At 35.2% G+C, this 19,299-nt stretch carries 21 protein-coding genes; 14 read left to right on the top strand and 7 right to left on the bottom strand.

Features of this window, described 5'->3' with window-relative positions; translation table 11 throughout:
* Positions 1 to 2 precede the first annotated feature (2 nt).
* From ACK4R1_RS09340 to ACK4R1_RS09320, 5 genes are all read right to left on the bottom strand, one after another.
* The gene (locus ACK4R1_RS09340) at positions 3 to 866 is read right to left on the bottom strand and encodes a rhomboid family intramembrane serine protease (protein ID WP_409686190.1); all 864 of its coding nucleotides are present in this window, start codon (positions 864 to 866) and stop codon (positions 3 to 5) included.
* A 2-nt stretch (positions 867 to 868) separates the two neighbouring features.
* Entirely contained in the window at positions 869 to 1,630 is a 762-nt protein-coding gene (locus ACK4R1_RS09335) for a rhomboid family intramembrane serine protease (protein WP_409686188.1), read from the bottom strand.
* A complete protein-coding gene (mutL, locus tag ACK4R1_RS09330; protein ID WP_409686186.1) occupies positions 1,627 to 3,483 on the bottom strand; it encodes a DNA mismatch repair endonuclease MutL in 1,857 nt (618 codons plus the stop codon). Before mutL ends, ACK4R1_RS09335 begins: the two co-directional genes overlap by 4 nt.
* Before the next feature lie 162 nt (positions 3,484 to 3,645).
* The gene (gene ribH / locus ACK4R1_RS09325; protein ID WP_409686184.1) at positions 3,646 to 4,137 is read right to left on the bottom strand and encodes a 6,7-dimethyl-8-ribityllumazine synthase; all 492 of its coding nucleotides are present in this window, start codon (positions 4,135 to 4,137) and stop codon (positions 3,646 to 3,648) included.
* 73 nt (positions 4,138 to 4,210) lie between these two features.
* Positions 4,211 to 4,999, bottom strand: a complete 789-nt coding sequence (locus ACK4R1_RS09320) for a tetratricopeptide repeat protein (protein ID WP_409686182.1) — start codon at positions 4,997 to 4,999, stop codon at positions 4,211 to 4,213.
* 178 nt (positions 5,000 to 5,177) lie between these two features.
* On the opposite strand from ACK4R1_RS09320, the gene recF reads away from it, so the two are divergent.
* From recF to ACK4R1_RS09270, 10 genes are all read left to right on the top strand, one after another.
* Positions 5,178 to 6,257 (top strand): DNA replication/repair protein RecF, encoded by a 1,080-nt coding sequence (gene recF / locus ACK4R1_RS09315; RefSeq protein ID WP_409686180.1) that lies wholly within the window; start codon positions 5,178 to 5,180, stop codon positions 6,255 to 6,257.
* 39 nt (positions 6,258 to 6,296) lie between these two features.
* Positions 6,297 to 7,004 carry a thioredoxin domain-containing protein gene (locus ACK4R1_RS09310; protein WP_409686178.1) on the top strand — a complete coding sequence of 236 codons (708 nt, stop codon included), beginning with the start codon at positions 6,297 to 6,299 and terminating at the stop codon, positions 7,002 to 7,004.
* Between the two features lies 1 nt (position 7,005).
* Entirely contained in the window at positions 7,006 to 7,680 is a 675-nt protein-coding gene (locus ACK4R1_RS09305) for a DUF2461 domain-containing protein (protein WP_409686176.1), read from the top strand.
* A gap of 44 nt (positions 7,681 to 7,724) precedes the next feature.
* Positions 7,725 to 8,738, top strand: a complete 1,014-nt coding sequence (gene murB, locus ACK4R1_RS09300; RefSeq protein WP_409686174.1) for a UDP-N-acetylmuramate dehydrogenase — start codon at positions 7,725 to 7,727, stop codon at positions 8,736 to 8,738.
* Between the two features lie 5 nt (positions 8,739 to 8,743).
* Entirely contained in the window at positions 8,744 to 9,469 is a 726-nt protein-coding gene (locus ACK4R1_RS09295) for a phytanoyl-CoA dioxygenase family protein (RefSeq protein WP_409686310.1), read from the top strand.
* A 3-nt stretch (positions 9,470 to 9,472) separates the two neighbouring features.
* The gene (locus tag ACK4R1_RS09290) at positions 9,473 to 10,084 is read left to right on the top strand and encodes an FMN-binding negative transcriptional regulator (protein ID WP_409686172.1); all 612 of its coding nucleotides are present in this window, start codon (positions 9,473 to 9,475) and stop codon (positions 10,082 to 10,084) included.
* A 77-nt stretch (positions 10,085 to 10,161) separates the two neighbouring features.
* Entirely contained in the window at positions 10,162 to 11,268 is a 1,107-nt protein-coding gene (locus tag ACK4R1_RS09285; RefSeq protein WP_409686171.1) for a glycosyltransferase, read from the top strand.
* Positions 11,259 to 11,810 (top strand): RNA polymerase sigma factor, encoded by a 552-nt coding sequence (locus ACK4R1_RS09280; protein WP_171222418.1) that lies wholly within the window; start codon positions 11,259 to 11,261, stop codon positions 11,808 to 11,810. Before ACK4R1_RS09285 ends, ACK4R1_RS09280 begins: the two co-directional genes overlap by 10 nt.
* Positions 11,811 to 11,980: 170 nt before the next feature.
* The gene (locus tag ACK4R1_RS09275; RefSeq protein ID WP_409686168.1) at positions 11,981 to 12,823 is read left to right on the top strand and encodes an energy transducer TonB; all 843 of its coding nucleotides are present in this window, start codon (positions 11,981 to 11,983) and stop codon (positions 12,821 to 12,823) included.
* A gap of 117 nt (positions 12,824 to 12,940) precedes the next feature.
* Entirely contained in the window at positions 12,941 to 14,155 is a 1,215-nt protein-coding gene (locus ACK4R1_RS09270) for a serine hydrolase domain-containing protein (RefSeq protein WP_409686166.1), read from the top strand.
* A 3-nt stretch (positions 14,156 to 14,158) separates the two neighbouring features.
* Here the strand turns inward: ACK4R1_RS09270 and ACK4R1_RS09265 are convergent, their stop codons facing one another.
* Positions 14,159 to 14,998, bottom strand: coding sequence for a S1 RNA-binding domain-containing protein (locus tag ACK4R1_RS09265; RefSeq protein ID WP_409686164.1), 840 nt, complete (start codon positions 14,996 to 14,998; stop codon positions 14,159 to 14,161).
* 117 nt (positions 14,999 to 15,115) lie between these two features.
* On the opposite strand from ACK4R1_RS09265, the gene ACK4R1_RS09260 reads away from it, so the two are divergent.
* From ACK4R1_RS09260 to ACK4R1_RS09245, 4 genes are all read left to right on the top strand, one after another.
* On the top strand, positions 15,116 to 15,610 hold the full coding sequence (locus ACK4R1_RS09260) for an RNA polymerase sigma factor (RefSeq protein ID WP_409686163.1): 495 nt from the start codon (positions 15,116 to 15,118) through the stop codon (positions 15,608 to 15,610).
* A 5-nt stretch (positions 15,611 to 15,615) separates the two neighbouring features.
* Positions 15,616 to 16,254, top strand: coding sequence for a hypothetical protein (locus ACK4R1_RS09255; RefSeq protein WP_409686161.1), 639 nt, complete (start codon positions 15,616 to 15,618; stop codon positions 16,252 to 16,254).
* Position 16,255: 1 nt separating this feature from the next.
* On the top strand, positions 16,256 to 17,110 hold the full coding sequence (locus tag ACK4R1_RS09250) for a TraB/GumN family protein (protein WP_409686159.1): 855 nt from the start codon (positions 16,256 to 16,258) through the stop codon (positions 17,108 to 17,110).
* 315 nt (positions 17,111 to 17,425) lie between these two features.
* A complete protein-coding gene (locus ACK4R1_RS09245; RefSeq protein WP_409686157.1) occupies positions 17,426 to 18,340 on the top strand; it encodes a hypothetical protein in 915 nt (304 codons plus the stop codon).
* Between the two features lie 516 nt (positions 18,341 to 18,856).
* Here ACK4R1_RS09245 and ACK4R1_RS09240 read toward each other — a convergent pair.
* Positions 18,857 to 19,276 carry a lipocalin family protein gene (locus ACK4R1_RS09240; protein WP_409686155.1) on the bottom strand — a complete coding sequence of 140 codons (420 nt, stop codon included), beginning with the start codon at positions 19,274 to 19,276 and terminating at the stop codon, positions 18,857 to 18,859.
* Positions 19,277 to 19,299: the final 23 nt, after the last annotated feature.

Below are 19,299 nucleotides of genomic sequence, written 5' to 3'. Positions count from 1 at the left end.
AATTATTTACCTGCCTTGAAAAGAAACTCTTTCTCTTCAGCAGTTAGGCTGTCATAACCCGATTGACTAATTTTATCCAAAATCTCATCAATTTGTTGTTGTGTTTTGTCTTTGGCAACAATTTTACTCTCTCGTTTTATAGTAGGTTTTTTGGGATTAACGTGTACTTTTTTAAAGGGTGTGGATTTCCTTGGGCTAGATAAATTGGCCAAAAAATCAATTACTGAACTCACCATCCGACTTAAATCCGTTCCGTTTTGTAATAACTTGATGTAAATATAACCAAAAAATGCTCCGCTTAAATGGGCAATGTGACCGCCTGTATTATTCATTTGAATTTGCAGTAAATCCAATAGTAATAACACGCCTGTAATGTGCCACAGTTTAACATTACCAATCAATAATAATCTAACCTCCATTAAAGGCTGATAGGTCGTTGTAGCAACCAACAAAGCCATGATTGCTCCCGAAGCACCAACCATATTTGAGTAATTACCCAGTAAATAAAAGCTCAGTACATAAACTATTCCGGCAAAAACAGCGCTTAAAAGGTATAAGCCTAAATACTGTTTTTGCGTAAAAAAAGTGAGAAACAATCGGCTAGCAAAATGCAACACCATCATGTTGAAAAACAGGTGAAAAAAACCGGAATGAAAAAAAGCATAGGTTAATAAAGTCCAAGGTTTGTATAGAATTACCAAAGGTTCTGAAGAAACAGCCAACCAATCCGGATAAGCAAAAACACCAATCTTAAATTGGTAAAAGAAAGGAATCGACAACAAAAAAAGACCCACATTCCAATAAATCATTTTATTGGCAATGCCTCCTATTTTGTATTGCAGTTTTAAATCTTCAATGATACTCATACCTAATCCCAACGATTTTTATTGAATGAATTCTTTTTCCAATACCACATCATGATAAATCCGGTTAACGCACCGCCCAAGTGAGCAAAGTGAGCTACTCCTGTTCCGCCACTGCCAAAAATAGAACTGCCTTTAAATCCTAAAAATAAATCGACAGCCAATAATCCCGGTACAAAATATTTGGCTTTAATTGGAATTGGAATAAACATTATGCCCAACTCAGCATTAGGAAACATAAAAGCAAATGCAGTCAGTAAACCATAAATAGCTCCGGATGCTCCAACCGCAGGAACTAAATAACTTGACATCATGTTGCTAAAATCACTTAATGGAATGATGTTTTCCCAATTGGTATCATATTTTCCCTCTGCTAAAGTCTTTAAAATATATGCTTGATTTTGACCATTTTCAACTAATAAATTTACCCCTTGGTGAAAAGTATAATAATTCATTCCCATATACAATAAAGAAGCACCAATTCCGCAGGAAATATAAAAAAACAAGAACTTTTTTGAACCCCAAAAATGTTCCAACGCACTTCCAAAAGAATATAAAGCAAACATATTGAAAAGAATATGCATAAAATTAGGTGCTTTAGCATGCATAAACATACTGGTCAGCGGTTGCCAAAATCTGAAATTCGGATTCTCAGGATAATACAAAGAAAACAATTGGTAAGCTACATCGCCTACATAATTAGAACCAATGTAAAATATAATATTGATAATCAGTAACTGCTTTACAGTATCGGTCATTCGCATCATAAGCTGAATTTTTTATCTAAATCTTCCACACTCATTGTGATGAAAGTTGGTTTTTGAAACGGTGACACATTTGGCTCCTTGCAAGCAAAAAGATTGTGTACCAAATTCTCTTGTTCTTTTTCGGTTAAATAGGTTCCGGTTTTAATTGCTAAACTTCTGGCCATCGACTTAGCAATGGTGTCATTTTGTGAAAAACTATTATCCGGAATGCCATCTTGTAAATCACTCAATAACTCTTCCAAAACAATTGAAATCTCACTTTCGGTCACATTGACAGGTAAACCAGAAATGAGTACGTTATCTTCTTCAATCGCTTCAAAAACAAAACCGGTATTTTCCAAAGAAGTTTTTAATTCCGACAATAATACTACCTCATCCGAAGAATAAAACAACTGCAACGGAAACAACAACTGCTGGCTAGAAGCTTGTTTCACAGTCATACTCGTTAAAAACTCTTCATATAAAACACGTTCGTGGGCTCGTTTTTGGTTGATTATCACCATACCCGATTTGATTGGGCTGACGATGTATTTTTTATGGATTTGATACGTACGTTTAACTTCTTGTTCAATCTCATTCTCTTCGAATAAAGAAGAAGTTACTGCCTCTCCATTTTCAAAAGTCATTTCGGCTATCTCTTGTCCGGCTTGCTTTAAACCAACATAAAGACTTTCCCAACTCGGTTGCGCTTCTGGTTTTTTATAATGAGAAGCTGAAGCAAATGATTTACTCGGTTGCTTGTCTTCTGAAAACGGATTATAGCTTCTATCGACTTGAATCGTAGGATATTCAGCTTCTTTATTTTGGTATTGATAAGGCGTATCTAAATTGGGATCGCGGTCGAAATCTAATACCGGCGCGACATTAAATTGTCCTAAACTGTGTTTAATCGAAGAACGCAAAATGGCATACAACGCATGCTCATCGTCAAACTTTATCTCCGTTTTAGTCGGATGAATATTGATATCAATCGTATGCGGCGGAACATCTAAGTATAAAAAATAACTCGGTTGCGCGCCATCTTTCAACAAACCTTCATAAGCCGCCATTACCGCATGATGCAAATATCCGCTTTTGATAAAACGATTATTGACAAAAAAGAATTGTTCTCCTCTATTTTTCTTAGAAAATTCAGGCTTTCCGATAAATCCTTGTAGGTTTACGATTTCTGTTTCTTCTTTTACCGGAACCAACTTCTCATTGGTTTTACCCGAAAATATATTGACTATTCTTTGTCTGAAATTCGAAATCGGTAAATTGAACATTTCACTGCCGTTGTGGTACATCGTAAAATGAATGTTCGAATGCGCCATCGCTACACGTTGGAATTCATCAACAATATGGCGTTGTTCAACGGTTTCCGACTTCAAAAAGTTTCTTCGTGCCGGAATATTAAAAAACAAATTCTTAACCGCAAACGAAGTGCCTTTGGGTAAAACCGCCGGTTCTTGCGAAACAAATTTACTCCCTTCGATGATAATGTGAACGCCCAACTCTTCTTGTTCTTGTTTGGTTTTCATTTCCACATGAGCAATTGCCGCAATCGAAGCTAAGGCTTCACCACGAAATCCTTTGGTATGCAAAGAAAACAAATCTTCCGCCTGACGGATTTTAGAAGTCGCATGACGTTCAAAACACAATCGCGAATCAGTGACACTCATTCCTTGTCCGTTATCAATTACCTGCACCAATGATTTTCCGGCGTCTTTGATGATGAGTTTGATATCGGTGGCTTTGGCATCAACAGCGTTTTCCAATAGTTCTTTTACTACTGAAGCCGGTCTTTGCACCACTTCGCCGGCAGCAATTTGATTGGCAACGTGATCAGGAAGTAATTGGATGATACTCGACATTCTTTTTGTATTCAGTGTTTTGTTACGGTTTCAGTATTTGGGCTACCGAAGTTAGCAAATTTAACGAAAAACTATTGGGATTTTTAGTTAATAATTGGCTAAAAATAAAAAACCTATTCACAACGGAATAGGCTTCTATTTTGTATTTAAAACCGAGTAAAACTACATGGTTTTTCTTCTCAAATCGGCCATTTTAATTGCTGCAATTGCTGCTTCTGTTCCTTTGTTACCGTGAACACCACCACTTCTGTCTATGGATTGCTGCTCGTTGTTATCGGTTAATAAACAAAAGATTACCGGTACATCGGTTTGTACATTCAAGTCTTTGATACCTTGGGTTACACCTTCGCAAACAAACTCAAAATGCATTGTTTCGCCTTTTATCACACAACCTATAGTAATCACCACATCAACTTCTTGCGTGACAATCATGCGTTGTGCGCCATAAACGAGTTCGAAACTTCCGGGTACATTCCAACGAATTATATTTTCGGGTAACGCGCCACAATCTAATAATGCTACTTCGGCACCGTTATACAAGCCGTTTGTAATATGGTCGTTCCATTCTGAAACAACAATCCCAAACCGAAAGTCCTTCGCGTTTGGGATTGTGTTTTTATCGTAATTGGATAAGTTTTTATTTGCCGTAGCCATAATTAATTATGAATTATGAATTACGAATTATGATTCACTGTTCGTAATTCATAATTTGAAATTCGTAATTTATTTATTGAGCTAATCCAATCAAAGCATCGATTTGTTGTCCTTCAGGTGACATATCGAAATTATCTTTGATTTCGGTGAAATATTTTAAAGCTTCTGCTTTATTTCCTAAAGCTAAAGCTGTTTTTCCTGCTTTCAACAAAAATCTTGGTCGGGTGAAATCGTTAGTAGTGTTAGCATCTGCTGCTTTCACATAAAACTCTAAAGCCTCTTTTTGCTTATTTTGTTGGGCATAAGCATCCCCAATAGCTCCTTTTGCCAAAGCACTTATAGTAACATCTTTTGAGGAAAATTTCTCTAAACTAGCAATCGCTTCTGCATATTTTCCGGTGTTTAAGTAAGCAATTCCTGCGTAATAGTTGGCTAAATTTCCGGCTGCTGTTCCTGAATATTCTTCAGCGATTTTAACTGCACCAAATTTACCTTCAGAACCATTTAATACTAAATTGAATAATGAATCTGCTTTCACATCACCATCAACAGCTTTTTGGAAATTTTGTTGCGCTACAAATAACTGATCAGCCGCGTCTTGTTGGTTTGGCTCAGCAATAAACTTGTCGTAAGCAAAATACCCAACAACAGCCAATACCAAGGCTACAAGAAAACCTAAAATCACTTTTTGATTTTTTGCAATAAAATCCTCCGCTCTTGAAGCTGATTCATCTAAAGTATCGAAAGCTTTTGCAGTTGTACTGTCTTTAGCATCAACATTCACATCTTCGATAAAATTATTATCTAATTTCTCTTCTTTTTCTTTTGGTGATCTATATCCTCTTTTGTTAAAAGTTGCCATCTATTTTTAATTTAGTGTGCGCAAAAATAAAATTTTTATTCATATTTAAAAGCTATTTTTGTCGATATTTTTGAATAATTTACACCTCTTTACTTTAAGGATTTGGATTGACTGCGATAAATCAACTATTTTCCCATATAAATAAGGAGTTTAAACACTAATTTCAAACAAAACCAAATTGTTTTTAAAGCGAATTTCAGTACTCAATTACAAGAATTTTTCGGAAGCTACCTTCGAATTTGATGCCAAAATCAATTGTTTCGTAGGCAAAAACGGCATTGGAAAAACCAATATCCTCGACGCTATTTATCATTTGGCCAATGGAAAAAGTTATTTCAATCCGTTAGCAGTACAAAACATCAAACACGGCGAAGAGTTTTTTGTAGTAGATGGTGAATTCGAAAAAAATAACCGTTCCGAACAAATTCTCTGCAGTTTAAAAAAAGGCCAAAAGAAAATCCTAAAGCGCAATAGCAAACCCTACGAAAAATTCTCCGACCATATCGGATTTATTCCGCTAGTAATTATTTCGCCCGCTGACCGAGATTTAATTATAGAAGGTAGCGAAACACGACGTAAATTTATGGACAGTGTGATTTCGCAATTGGACAATACTTATTTACAACAACTCATCCAATACCAAAAAATCATCAGCCAGCGCAATGCTTTGTTGAAGTATTTCGCGTTGAATCATGTATTCGAAAAAGATACCTTAAGTATCTATAATGAGCAATTGGATAATTTAGGCAAAGCCATTTTTGAGAAAAGACAACATTTTTTGGAAGAGTTCATTCCGATTTTCAATCAATACCATCAAGACATTACTAACTCTGCCGAAACAGTGCAATTGGTTTATCAAAGTGATTTATTCGAGAAAAATACTTTGACCTTATTAGAAGAAAACCTCAATAAAGACAGGGCTTTACAATACACTTCAGTTGGGGTTCACAAAGACGATTTATCTTTCGAAATTGATCAATATCCAATCAAAAAGTTTGGTTCTCAAGGCCAGCAGAAATCATTTCTAATCGCTTTGAAATTGGCCCAATTTGATTTTGTCAAAAAACAAAGTGGTGAGAAACCGATTCTACTTTTTGATGATATTTTTGATAAACTGGATGAATTTCGTGTCAGCAAGATTATAGAAATGGTCAACAACGAGGAATTCGGGCAATTGTTCATCTCAGACACGCATCCGGAACGAACCGAAAACATAGTAAAAACAACCCATCAGAGTTACAAAATATTTAACTTATAATGTTAGAGTATTTTGTAATTTAGCGGAAAATTGCAAAAGATGAAATCCAAATTATTTTCGCTGTTATTATTAACTTTCCTATTCCTAAGTTGCCAAGGTCAGACCGCTAAAAACATTCAAACATTAGAGGCGAAAGCTTACAATGAAAAGTTGAAAACCACAGAAAACCCACAATTAATTGACGTTAGAACACCACAAGAATTCAGCATTGATCACCTTGAAAATGCCACCAACATTAATATCAATAATAGTGATTTTGCTTCAAAAGTTGCGGAATACGACAAAACCAGACCTATTTTTGTGTATTGCAAAGTAGGCGGAAGAAGCGCACAAGCAGCCGATAAATTAGCCGAATTAGGTTTCAAAGAAATCTATAATTTAGAAGGCGGCATCATGAAATGGACAGCTAACGACCTACCAAAATCCTCTCAAAATACTTCAAAAACCAAAATTGGAATGTCTGCTGATGACTATCAAAAACTCATTACTTCCGATAAAAAAGTGTTGATTAATTTTACTGCAGTTTGGTGCGCGCCATGCCAAAAAATGAAACCTTATGTCTTGAAATTACAAGAAGAATTAAAAGACCAAATTAAAATTGTAAGAGTAGATGCCGATGAAAACAAAACCTTAACCGAGGAGATGAAAATCAGCGGTTTACCACTGATTATTGCCTATGAAAACGGTAAAGAAGTATGGCGAAGCGCTGGCTATATTTCGGAAGAAGAACTTAGAAAAAAATTGTAACATGATAACTAAAGAAGCTCTTGATTTTTTAGAAGATTTAATTGCCAACAACAATACCGATTGGATGCATGCCAATAAAAAAAGGTATGAAAACTATAAAAAAGACTACCACAGTTTTATTGCTTCACTTTTGGCCGAAATGAAACCTTTAGACAAATCATTGGAACCATTAGAGGTTAAAAACTGTACGTTCCGCATCAATCGCGATATTCGTTTTTCTAAAGACAAATCGCCTTATAAAACCAATATGGGTGTTTGGTTTACCCAAAATAAATTCCGAAAAAACAGCCCGGGTTATTATGTTCACTTCGAAAAAGGAAAATCCTTCATCGCAGGCGGTGTTTGGTGTCCGGAACCCAATGAATTAAAAAAAATTCGCAAAGAAATTGCCTTTTTTAATGAAGATTTGGAAGCCATTGTCAATGACAAAAACTTTAAGAAAGAGTTCAAAGAAATGACACGTGACGAAACCAACACGTTAAAAAAAGCGCCCAAAGATTTCGACCCAAATCATCCGGCTATCGAATTTTTAAAATTGAAAAGTTATACTGCTTCTGCTAAAATTGACGATGCGCTTTTTACCGATAAAGATTTCAGTAAAATAGTGGCTCAAAAATTAATCGCTTTAAAACCACTGAATGATTTTTTAAATCGGGCATTAGAAACCGAAGACTAAATTTCAACATCAATGGCAAAGTTCCATATCAATTTCAAAACAAAATGCAAATTCAACATAACTTCTCTTTAAAAAAATACAACACTTTTGGTATTGAAGCCAAGGCCCAACAATTTGTTGCTGTTCACTCAATAAACGAACTAAAAACCGTTTTACAGGAAAACCAAAACCAAAAGAAATTCATTCTCGGTGGCGGAAGCAATATGTTATTAACCCAGGATATTCAAGCTCTAGTGATTCACATCGATTTGAGAGGAAAACGAATCTTGAAAGAAGATGACGATTTTGTTTGGGTAGAAAGTATGGCCGGAGAAAATTGGCACGAATTCGTACTTTGGACTATCGACCAAAACTTTGGCGGATTGGAAAACATGTCCTTGATTCCTGGTAATGTAGGCACAACTCCTGTGCAAAATATAGGTGCTTACGGAACCGAAATTAAAGATACTTTTGTTTCGTGTGAAGCCGTGAATATTGCTACACAAGAACTTAAAACTTTCAATAAAGAAGACTGTCGTTTTGGTTATAGAGAAAGTGTTTTTAAGCAGGACGTGAAAGACCAATACGTCATAACATCAGTCGTTTTCAAACTAACCAAGCGCAATCATAAAATCAATACGTCTTACGGCGATATTACTAAAGAATTAGAAAAACAAAACGTAGTTGTACCAACACTAAAAGATGTTTCCAATGCTGTAATCGCCATACGTCAAAGTAAATTACCTGACCCAAAGGAATTGGGCAATAGCGGCAGTTTTTTCAAAAATCCGATTATTTCGAAAGCGGATTACGAAAAAGCACATGCTTTACACCCCGAAATGCCGCATTATGTGGTTTCGGAAACCGAAGTCAAAGTACCTGCAGGTTGGTTAATTGAACGCGCCGGTTTTAAAGGAAAACGCTTTGGTGACGCAGGAATTCACAAGAATCAAGCTTTAGTTTTGGTGAATTATGGCAACGCAACCGGACAAGAAATCTTGGCAGTTTCTAAAGACATACAAGCCACCATTTTAAAAGAATTCGGTATTGCAATTGAAGCTGAAGTGAATGTAATCTAAAAGTGATGGTTGCACTTGATAAAACAAAAACAGCATTAAACGAATTAGGATTTTCAGTAGTCAACAATGTCTATTCTGAATATGAAATCGAATTGATTTCTAGTTTCATTAATGGTTTAGATACTTCTAAACCTATTTTTAGAAAAACCGATGATTTATTTGCCATTAGACAATTCGTTAAAGAATTTCCCGAAATCAAATCGCTACTATTCAATGACAATTTGAAAAAAATAATTCAGGAAATTGGTGGTGAAAATTGTTTTGTAGTCAAGTCCATTTACTTTGACAAACCCGAAAAATCAAATTGGTTTGTTGCTTATCATCAAGACTTAACTATTTCTGTCGATAAGAAAATAGAAACCGAAGGATTTGGACCTTGGACAGTTAAACAGAATCAATTTGCAGTGCAACCAACTTTAGATATCTTAGAAAATATTTTCACAATTCGAATCCATTTAGATGACACTGATGAGAATAATGGCGCGTTAAAAGTGATTGATAAATCACATACCAAATCAATATACAGAACGGAAACCATCAATTGGGACATTGAGAAAGAAACGATTTGCAGTGTAAATTCAGGGGGCATAATGCTTATGAAGCCCCTAATTTTGCATGGTTCAAACAGAACCCAAAACAATAAGAGACGAAGAGTAATTCATATAGAATTTTCGAGCAAAGATTTGCCTGAAAATCTTAAGTGGGCTGAATTAGCAACTTTAACAAATTAAAAAATGTACATCCCCGACTTATATAAAAACGAAAACCAAGAAGACATCCATAACTTTCTTCATCAAAACGGCTTTGCAATTTTAGTCAACCAAACCGATGGAAAATTGTGGGCAACGCATACGCCGTTGCTTTTAGAAACGAACACTGAAGGAAAACAGATTTTAGTCGGACACATTTCTAAAGCAAATCCACAAGCGGAAAGTTTTAAAAGCAATGACGAAGTTTTAGCTATTTTTTCGGGTGCACATACTTATATTTCTTCCTCTTGGTATGACCATGAAAATGTACCTACATGGAATTATCTAGCCGTGCATGTTTACGGAAAAGTGACAGTATACAACCATGAGGAAGCGATTCATTTTCTTAAAAAATTAGTCGATAAATACGAAACCAAATCAGAAAACCCCGTTCGTGTCGAAAATCTATCCGAAAAAACCATGCGTGAAGCTCGTGGCATTATAGCTTTCGAAATCGAAATTACTAGTATCGAAGCCCAAAAGAAATTATCTCAAAACCGTGATGATAAAAACTACCAAAACATCATTAACGAACTCGAAAAAACCAATGACAATCAAGCCATTGACATTGCCAAAGAAATGAAAAAGAACCGGTAGGAATTTGTTAAAATTCCTTTGATTATTGCGGTTAGAATAACTACATTTGCAACCCTTTTTAAAGTCAAAAAAAGCCTATGTTACTAACTCTATTCTGTCTATTCATTGCCGTTGTTCTCATTCAATTCATCTATTATATTGTAGTTTTTGGCAAATTTTCTTTTGCAAAACCGCAAACTATTACCCCGAAAAGAGTGCCAATTTCTGTAATTGTTTGTGCCAAAAATGAAGAAGAAAACGTTAAGAAGTTTGTCCCGCTTTTAGCCGAACAAAATTACCATACTTTCGAAATTGTTTTGATTGACGATGCTTCCAGCGACAATACCTTAGAGATTTTTGAAGAGTTCGAAAAACAATATAACAATGTTAAATTGGTGAAAGTAGAAAACAACGAAGCTTTTTGGGGCAATAAAAAATTCGCTTTAACTTTGGGTATCAAAGCTGCTAAATACGAATACTTATTGTTTACTGACGCCGATTGTTATCCAACTTCGAAAGATTGGATTACGAGTATGAGTTCACAATTTACGGCTCAAAAGAATATCGTTTTGGGTTATGGTGCGTATGAAAAAATAGCCAATTCGTTTTTAAATAAAATCATCCGTTTTGAAACTTTACTAACGGCTACTCAATATTTTGCTTGGGCTAAAATTGGCAAACCTTATATGGGAGTAGGACGCAATATGGCTTATAAACGTGAAGAGTTTTTCAAAGTGAGAGGTTTTATGGATCACATGAAAATTCGTTCCGGTGATGACGATTTGTTTATCAATCAAGCCGCTACTAAAGAGAATACTGCCGTTTGTTACACACCTGACAGCTTTACTTATTCGGAGCCAAAAACTTCTTTTAAAGAATGGTTTACCCAAAAACGCCGTCACGTATCGACTGCCAAACACTATAAAATGTTTGATCGAAACCAATTAAGTGTTTTTTACGCGTCACAATTGCTCTTTCTTTTGTTGCCAATAATATTACTTACTTTTCAATTTCAATGGATCGCTGTAGTTAGCATTATCGGTTTCCGATATTTATTTGCTTGGCTAACAATGGGATTTGCCGCCGGTAAATTAAAAGAAAAAGATGTAATGTACTGGTTCCCAATCATAGAAATTGTTCTAATTTTCACCCAATTGAATGTGTTTATCACGAATACATTCTCAAAACCGGTTCATTGGAAATAAATAAATATATAGAAAAAGCTAAGAAAGGTGACCAAGTCGCGTTTACCTTTTTGCTCGACCACTACTGGAACGAAGTGTATGGCTTTATGCTAAAAAGAACCGAAAACGAAACCGATTCGGAAGACATTACCATAGAAACTTTCTCTAAGGCTTTTGACAAAATTGCGACTTACAATCCCGAATTTCAATTCAATACGTGGTTAATCGCTATTGCCAAAAATGTGCACATCGACATGCTTCGCAAAAAGAAATCGACCGTATTCGTTGAAATCACTGATGAAGAAGACCAACAAGCATACAACGTCGCCGACAGCTCACCTTCAGCAGAAGACGAGTTGATTACCGAACAAAACCTGTCTCGCCTACTCCAATTCATCAAAGAATTGAAACCACATTATCAAGAAGTAATTCAGTTGCGCTATTTTCAGGAAATGAGTTATCAGGAAATTGCGGAACAGTTGAACGAACCGTTGAGTAACGTTAAAATCAAATTGCTTCGCGCCAAAAAACTATTGGCAGAAATCATCGAGAGCAAAAGATAATCTTGTTTTTTTTTATCAATTTTACTTAAGTCTTCCCAACCTTTTAGGAAAACACAACCTCTATATTATAAATATTTAACATTATTTATACTATTATGACATTTCCTGCGTTATACCATTAAACACCTCGCTTATGTAGTATAAATACTTAACTCTAAAACCATATAATTATGTCAAACGTTAGTATTTATGAAAAAAACTGGATTGATCTGGTTTTTGAAGGCAAAAACAAAGCCTATGGCGCTTACCAATTGCGTCAAGAAAATTCCAAAACTTCTTTAATTGCTTTTTTAAGTGGTATCACCTTTTTTTGTGGCGCTATCGGATTGGGTCTCTTCTTAACTTCATTTAATGATATTCCGACACCTGTACCAACCGATCTCGATAGAGTAATTAAAGTAGATGATTTCGTTTATCCGCCAAAGAAAAACGATGAACCTAAAAAAGATATCATAGCACCACCTAAAAAAGATGAACCAACAGAAAAAGTGGAAACTAAAGATTTGGTTGACCCAATCATTGTAAAACACACTGAGAATCCTGATGATATTACTAAAAATGAAGATTTAGGTAAAAAAAATGAGGATAAAAATCCTGATGGAGGTGATCATAAAGGAACAGTTACAATGGCCAATACCGGTGGCACCACAACCGGAACAGGAAAGGATGATACTGGTGAGAAAAAAGGTAACGATATTAATACCACTAATGAGTTAGACAAACTTCCTCTCTATCCGGGCGGAATGAAAAGATTCTATGAATATGTAGTCAATAATTTTAGCCGACCAGAAATTGAAGAAGACGGAGAAGTGACGTTGAGTGTTATTATGTCGTTTGTCATTGAAAAAGACGGTTCACTAACCGATATCAAAGCCGTTAGAAGCACCGATTATAAACTAGAAAAAGAAGCCATTCGACTTTTAAAATCCTCAAAAGTAAAATGGTCTCCGGGAATAAAAGACGGAAAACCCGTTAGAACCTTATTCATGTTGCCTATAAAAGTTAAACTTTAATTCCTTAAAACCGCCTCCAATACGAGGCGGTTTTTTGTTAACAAAAGTTGGAAAGATTAACAACGATTTAGACTTTTTGGGTTTTAATTTCGATTAAATATTGGTATTATTGCAATTATGAAGATTACTTTAATATCCGTTTTTCTAACCAGTTTATTTTATTTTTCAGGTCCTAAGACCGGAATAAATCACGATGCTTCAAAAGGAAACCACGTTGAAGACAGCATCTTGATAACTGTTCCATTAAACATTAAATTCAATGCAGTTTCAGAAGAATACATCAATGAAAAAAAGCCAAAGATAGATTCGTTTTACAATAAATTTATTAATTCACCCTATTACAGTGGAAGTTTTATAGTAGCTAAAAATGGTCGCATCCTTTACGAAGATTATACCGGATTTTCTAATGCCAAAACCGGTAAGAAAATCGATGCCAATACTGCAATACACTTGGCTTCCGTGAGTAAAGTATTGACTGCCACAGCGATTTTAAAATTGGTACAAGAAAACAATTTAATGCTTGACCAAAAAGTCACCGATTGGATTCCGAAATTCCCATATAAAAGCGTCACCATTAGAACTTTGTTGAATCACCGCAGCGGATTACCACACTATTCCAACTTTCCGGGTATCATGAAAAAAGCTTGGAACCGAAAAAAGATATTGACCAACAAAGATGTTTTGGATTTAATGGTGAAACAAAAATTCAAACCTATTTTTGCCCACAATGCCCGTTTTGATTATTGTAATACCAACTATGTAATTTTGGCCTTAATCATCGAAAGAGCAACCGGTCAAAATTATCGCGATGCTATGCAAACGTTAATTTTCAAACCGCTTGGCATGAAAAACACTTTTGTTTTCAATTATGATACGGATAGAGATACGGTTTGTAAATCCTATAGAGCAAGTACCATTTTTCCTTGGGATCAATACGACAATTTGTACGGTGACAAAAACATTTATTCTACACCACGAGATTTGGTAAAGTTTGATTTAGCCACATATTCTCCCGATTTTATCAAACCCGAACTCTTGCAAGAAGCCTATTTTGGTTACAGCGCTATAAATGTGGCCAAACCCATAAAAGACTATGGCTTGGGAATGCGTATGCGTTATTTGGCTAACGGAGAAAAATTAGTTTACCATAACGGTTGGTGGCATGGCAATAATACTTCTTTTGTTCCTATCAAAAAAGATACAATGACCATCATCTGTTTAGGCAATAAATATTCTAACAGACCTTATGCTACTTTGAATATGGCTAGTAGCCTATTTGCAAAGAAAACTGAGGAAATCCCTATGCCGAGTGAATTGGAAATTAAAGAATAAGAATTAGATTTTTATTTCGTTAACCAAATAAATTCCGTCTTCTTTAATCTCGATGCGCTTTTCTTTGTAAAGTGCACCAATGGCTTTTTTGAAGGTCTTTTTACTCATCTTCAACACGGTTTTAATGTCTTCTGGATGACTGTTATCTGTTAACCTTAAAAAACCACGACTGGCTTTTAATTCGAAGAGAATTTTCTCAGCATTAGGTTCTACATTACTATAACCGAATTTATTTAAAGTTACATCAATCTTGTTATCCGGACGAATGTTTTTGATATAACCGGTCATTCTGTCGCCAAGACGGATGTCTTCGTAAACTTGGTCTTTGTACAACAAACCTTTGTGAATATCATTGATGATAACATTAATGCCTAATTCTGTTATGTGCGAAATGATTAAGTCTACCTCATCACCTACTGCAACCGTCAGATTTTCATTGCTCAAAAACTGATTGGTTTTGCTGGAAGCCATTATTCTGTTGGTCTTTTCATCAATGAAGGCAAATACCAAATAACGTTTTCCTTTCTCCATCGGGCGGGCTTGCTCTTTGAACGGAACGAACAAATCTTTCTCTAAACCCCAATCTAAAAAAGCTCCAAATTGGTTAACATAATTCACCCTTAACAAACCAAACTCATCCATCAAAATATATGGCTCCAAGGTTGTAGCAACAGGCCTTTCTTCATGGTCAAGGTACACAAATACTATAATTTCGTCACCAATAGTATAGTCTTTCGGTACATATTTCACCGGAAGCAGCACATCGGCTGTGCCATCGGTTAAAAAAAGTCCAACTTTGGTTTCACGTGCTATGGTTAGCGTATTGTAATGCCCTATTTTCATTTTAACTGCTTGTAATTTTGGTTACAAAGATAAGGAAATTAGAAACTTGAATTTGTATAATAAAAAATGTAGTTTTACTAAGTGTAACAAAATAATCGCTTGCACTACTAACGGACTATGAGTGACCACTTAGAACAATCATTTGTAAAGCAGCTAAAGGAAAACCAGAACATTATCCACAAGATATGTCGGTTATATACCAATGGCGAAGATGCGCACAACGATTTGTTTCAAGAAATTACCATTCAGCTATGGAAAGCCTTTCCGAAATTTAGAGGTGAATCTAAATTTTCTACTTGGGCTTATCGCGTAGCACTGAATACCGCCATTACACTTTACCGGAAAAATACACGAACGGTTTCAACTGTCACTTACGAAGGACAAAAACATTTCTTAAGCCAAGAAGATTACAATTTAGAAGAAGAAGAACAAATCAAATTAATGTACCAAGCGGTGCAACAGTTGAATGATATTGAAAAGGCTTTGGTGTTTTTATACCTCGAAGACAAAGATTACACCGAAATATCGGAAACATTGGGAATTAGTGAAGTCAATGCTCGTGTGAAAATGAATAGAATAAAAGGAAAATTAAAAAAAATATTAAATCCCTAAGGATTATGGATGAGTTGGATTTATTAAAAAAAGCTTGGAAAAAGGATACGCATTCTTTTGAACAAGTTACTGAAACTGAAATTTACAAAATGCTGCATAGGAAATCATCTTCTATTGTTAAATGGATATTGGTGATTAGTATACTTGAATTTGCCGTATGGGCTGCAGTCAGTATTTTATTTAATACTGATGACGCGATAAAAAGTTTGCATGCAGAAAGTTTCTCCATTTACCTAAAAATACTAACTTATATTAATTATGCCGTGGTGGTTTATTTTATCTACGTTTTTTATCGAAACTATGCTAAAATCTCAACGATTACTTCCACCAAACAGTTGATGCAAGATATTTTACGAACCCGAAAAACGGTACAGTTCTATGTTTGGTATAATTTAATCATGATATTCATCAGTACCATTTTAGGTTTTGTTATGGCCTTTATTTACAATCCTCAGATGAATGCACTAAAAGATAAGATTGCTCACGAAGACAGTTACTTAACCCTATCAAAAACCATTTGTATTATAGTGGTGACTTGTGTGGTAACCGTCGGGGTATTTTGGTTATTCTACCGTTTGTTGTATGGAATTTTACTCCGAAGATTACAAGGCAATTACAGAGAACTTAAAAAAATTGATTTATAACATGAAAAAAGCAATTCTACTTCTATTGGCATTATTATCGGGTTTTGTCAATGCCCAAACCAAAGAAAATTCGCTACTGTGGAAAATCTCGGGCAACGGATTGACTAAACCATCTTACTTGTTTGGAACCATTCACATTACTTGCGATGCTTCTTTGTCTGATAAAGTGAAAAAAGCTATGGACAATACGGAACAATTGTGTTTAGAATTAGACATGGATGACCCCAACATGCAAACAGAAATGGTTACTAAAATGATGATGAAAGATGGTGTAACGATGAAATCATTGGTTTCTGCTGAAGATTTTAAAATGGTAGATGACTTTCTCAAAACACAATTGGGTTATTCTGCCGAAATGCTTAACACCTTTAAACCTTTTATGATTTCAGCAATGTTATACCCAAAAATGTTGGGGTGCGAAGTCCAATCGGTGGAGAGTGAACTAATGAAAATTAGCAAAGCCCAAAACGAAGAAGTGATCGGATTGGAAACTATAGCCGAACAAATGAATGTTTTTGATGCGATTTCTTATCAGGATCAAATGGAGGAATTGGTTAAAACAGCCAAAAGCAATTTGAAAAGAGATACCGAGGAAATGAACGATATGTTAGCGTTATACAAAACTGAAAACATTGAAGCCATGTTTGAATTTACTAAAAAGTCTGAAAATGTGATGACCTCTAAATATACAGATGTAATGTTGAACAACAGAAACCAAAACTGGATTAGCCGAATGGATAAAATTGCTAAAGCCAAATCGACTTTCTTTGGTGTTGGCGCTGCTCATTTAGGTGGTGAACAAGGCGTAATTGTCTTGTTAAGAAAAGCCGGTTTTAAAGTAGAAGCGGTGAAATAAAAACCCATCCTCTCTTATTTATTTCGAGGGTTAAGAAGATTTTAATCCCTATAAAAGTTAAGCCCCGAGAAATCAGGGCTTTATTTTTATTATAGATACTCATCAGTAACTTCCCATAATTTCAAAAAACTTCAACTCTAAATCCGCAAAATAAGACATAAGAGTATTTTGACGAATATTTACTGTTTTTAACGGATTTATTTTTTATCTCTTAACTGCCGCCATACGTTTGCACCAGAATAGTAGTGCGCCCCAATTTATTAACTCAAAAATCTATCATAGTACTACTATCACTTAACATTAAAAATGAAAAAAATGAAAAAAATTATTGTATTATTCGTTATGGCTATTGCCTCATTAAGTTGTAGCAATGAAAATCAAAGTGTTGAATCAAAAGCAGGAGCGTCAACTAGTAACGCAGGAGATTACAACATTGCAGTATCTGTAAGTCCTGATGGTTCACAGTGGACTTATACCATTACTCGTGCGATTGCAAAAGCAAAAAATCTTAGTCACTTTATTATTGACTTAAATAATTGTGGAGACAACAGCGCTACTTTTGCTAATATTGTTTGGGCCACTGTAAACGGAAGTCCAGCTGATTTATCACCTTCAGAAGGTGCTGGAACAGGCTGTAATCCACAAGCTTCTACCAATAACTTTGTAAAGTTTGACAATCTTCAAGCAGCAAATTCATGGGTATTAGTATTGAAATTTGACCGTGGCTATGAGACATTTGCTACTGCAACAGGTTGGATTAAAGCTGGTTCATCATGTAGCCAAGTTACTATGGTAGCCCCTGGTTGTCCAATTGAAGAGTATTGCTCTTTCTCACAAGGATTTTTCTTTGCTAATGGAAATGTGAACAACGGTGCCGGAACATTCTGGACAAACGGACTTACCATTGGTGGAATTACTTATACACAAACACAAGGTAACATAGCTTGGAACACTGACCGTGGTCGTGGTGGAGATCAAACCATGAATGGCTTTTTCCAATTGGGTGCGGTACGTTTAAGTGGTGTTGAAAGCGAAGTGGCAGCAGATGCAGCTATTATTGATGCTTATTTCACCGGATTGAATGTGTTTTCAACTCTTGTAACTACTACAGGTAATAATGCTTACAGCTATTTCAACTTACCTGCAACTTCAAACGGAGTTACTAAAGCTCAGGTGATTGCTGCCGGAGGTAGAATAGGAACTTATGTTGATGCTAATCATTGTGAATAAATAATACCGAGAGCTAATTTCTCGATGTATCATCAAAATACAAACCTTCTTACTGTTTTAAGTAAGAAGGTTTTTTTATGTGTTAGTATGTTAATTTAATTTTTCTAAAAACAATAAAGTTCTTTTATAAAATGGTCTTCGAAAGGCTCAGACTGACATTATGCATGCAATTGAATTTCCTAATCAAAAATAAATACATCATTTTTAAAGCATAACCATTATTAAACTAGTGCTTCAATGTCAAATTGCTCCTTATAAACAATGCTATGCTCATTCCTCTTCTTTAAACAATAAGCAAAAAATTCAAAAAAAAGTCACCTATAATCTCCGAAAAGGTATCAAGAAGTTCCAAAAAAGACATCAATAAAGTTCGAAAAGCAATCATAAAGTTCCGAAAAAGCATGAAAAAATAATAAAAATACTAACGCATAATAGCTGTTTACAAGAACTACAAGACTTATACTAAAACAAAAATCCCCTCATTACGAAGGGATTTTCTTTTAAACAATAAATGATTTAGTTTTTTACATACACTTCAATCATACCATTGGCATCTTTTAACTTTAACTCCGTAAGGGTCAGATTTACAATATCTTGCACCTGAGTTACTCCGTTAACCACTGTGGTTAAATTATTGTGCGACCTTGAGTAAATGCCGGGAGTAGTTGATAAAGCACACGGATCTATGGTAGAATCATAATTACCTTCAGTAAGCGTGTTGTCAATATTCAAATCAAGATAATCTTTATTGCATCCCGGTTCGTTTTGTGGTGCATCAACTAAAGTTTCTTGTCCGCCTACTGTTCCGCCTATTTTACTGATGTTCCATTTTCCTGATAGAGGCGCAAGGGTTTCTCCTTCATTATCATCACTACAAGAAGTGACAAATAATCCGATGCCTAATACTAGGGCGAGTAATACACTTCGATTTTTCATATTATTTTATTTATAATGTTAGA

Source organism: Flavobacterium sp. (assembly GCF_046293665.1).
In the GTDB taxonomy this organism is placed as follows: Bacteria; Bacteroidota; Bacteroidia; order Flavobacteriales; family Flavobacteriaceae; genus Flavobacterium.
The sequence above is the reverse complement of the archived record's forward strand: the minus strand, read 5'-3'. Positions and strand labels throughout refer to the sequence as shown.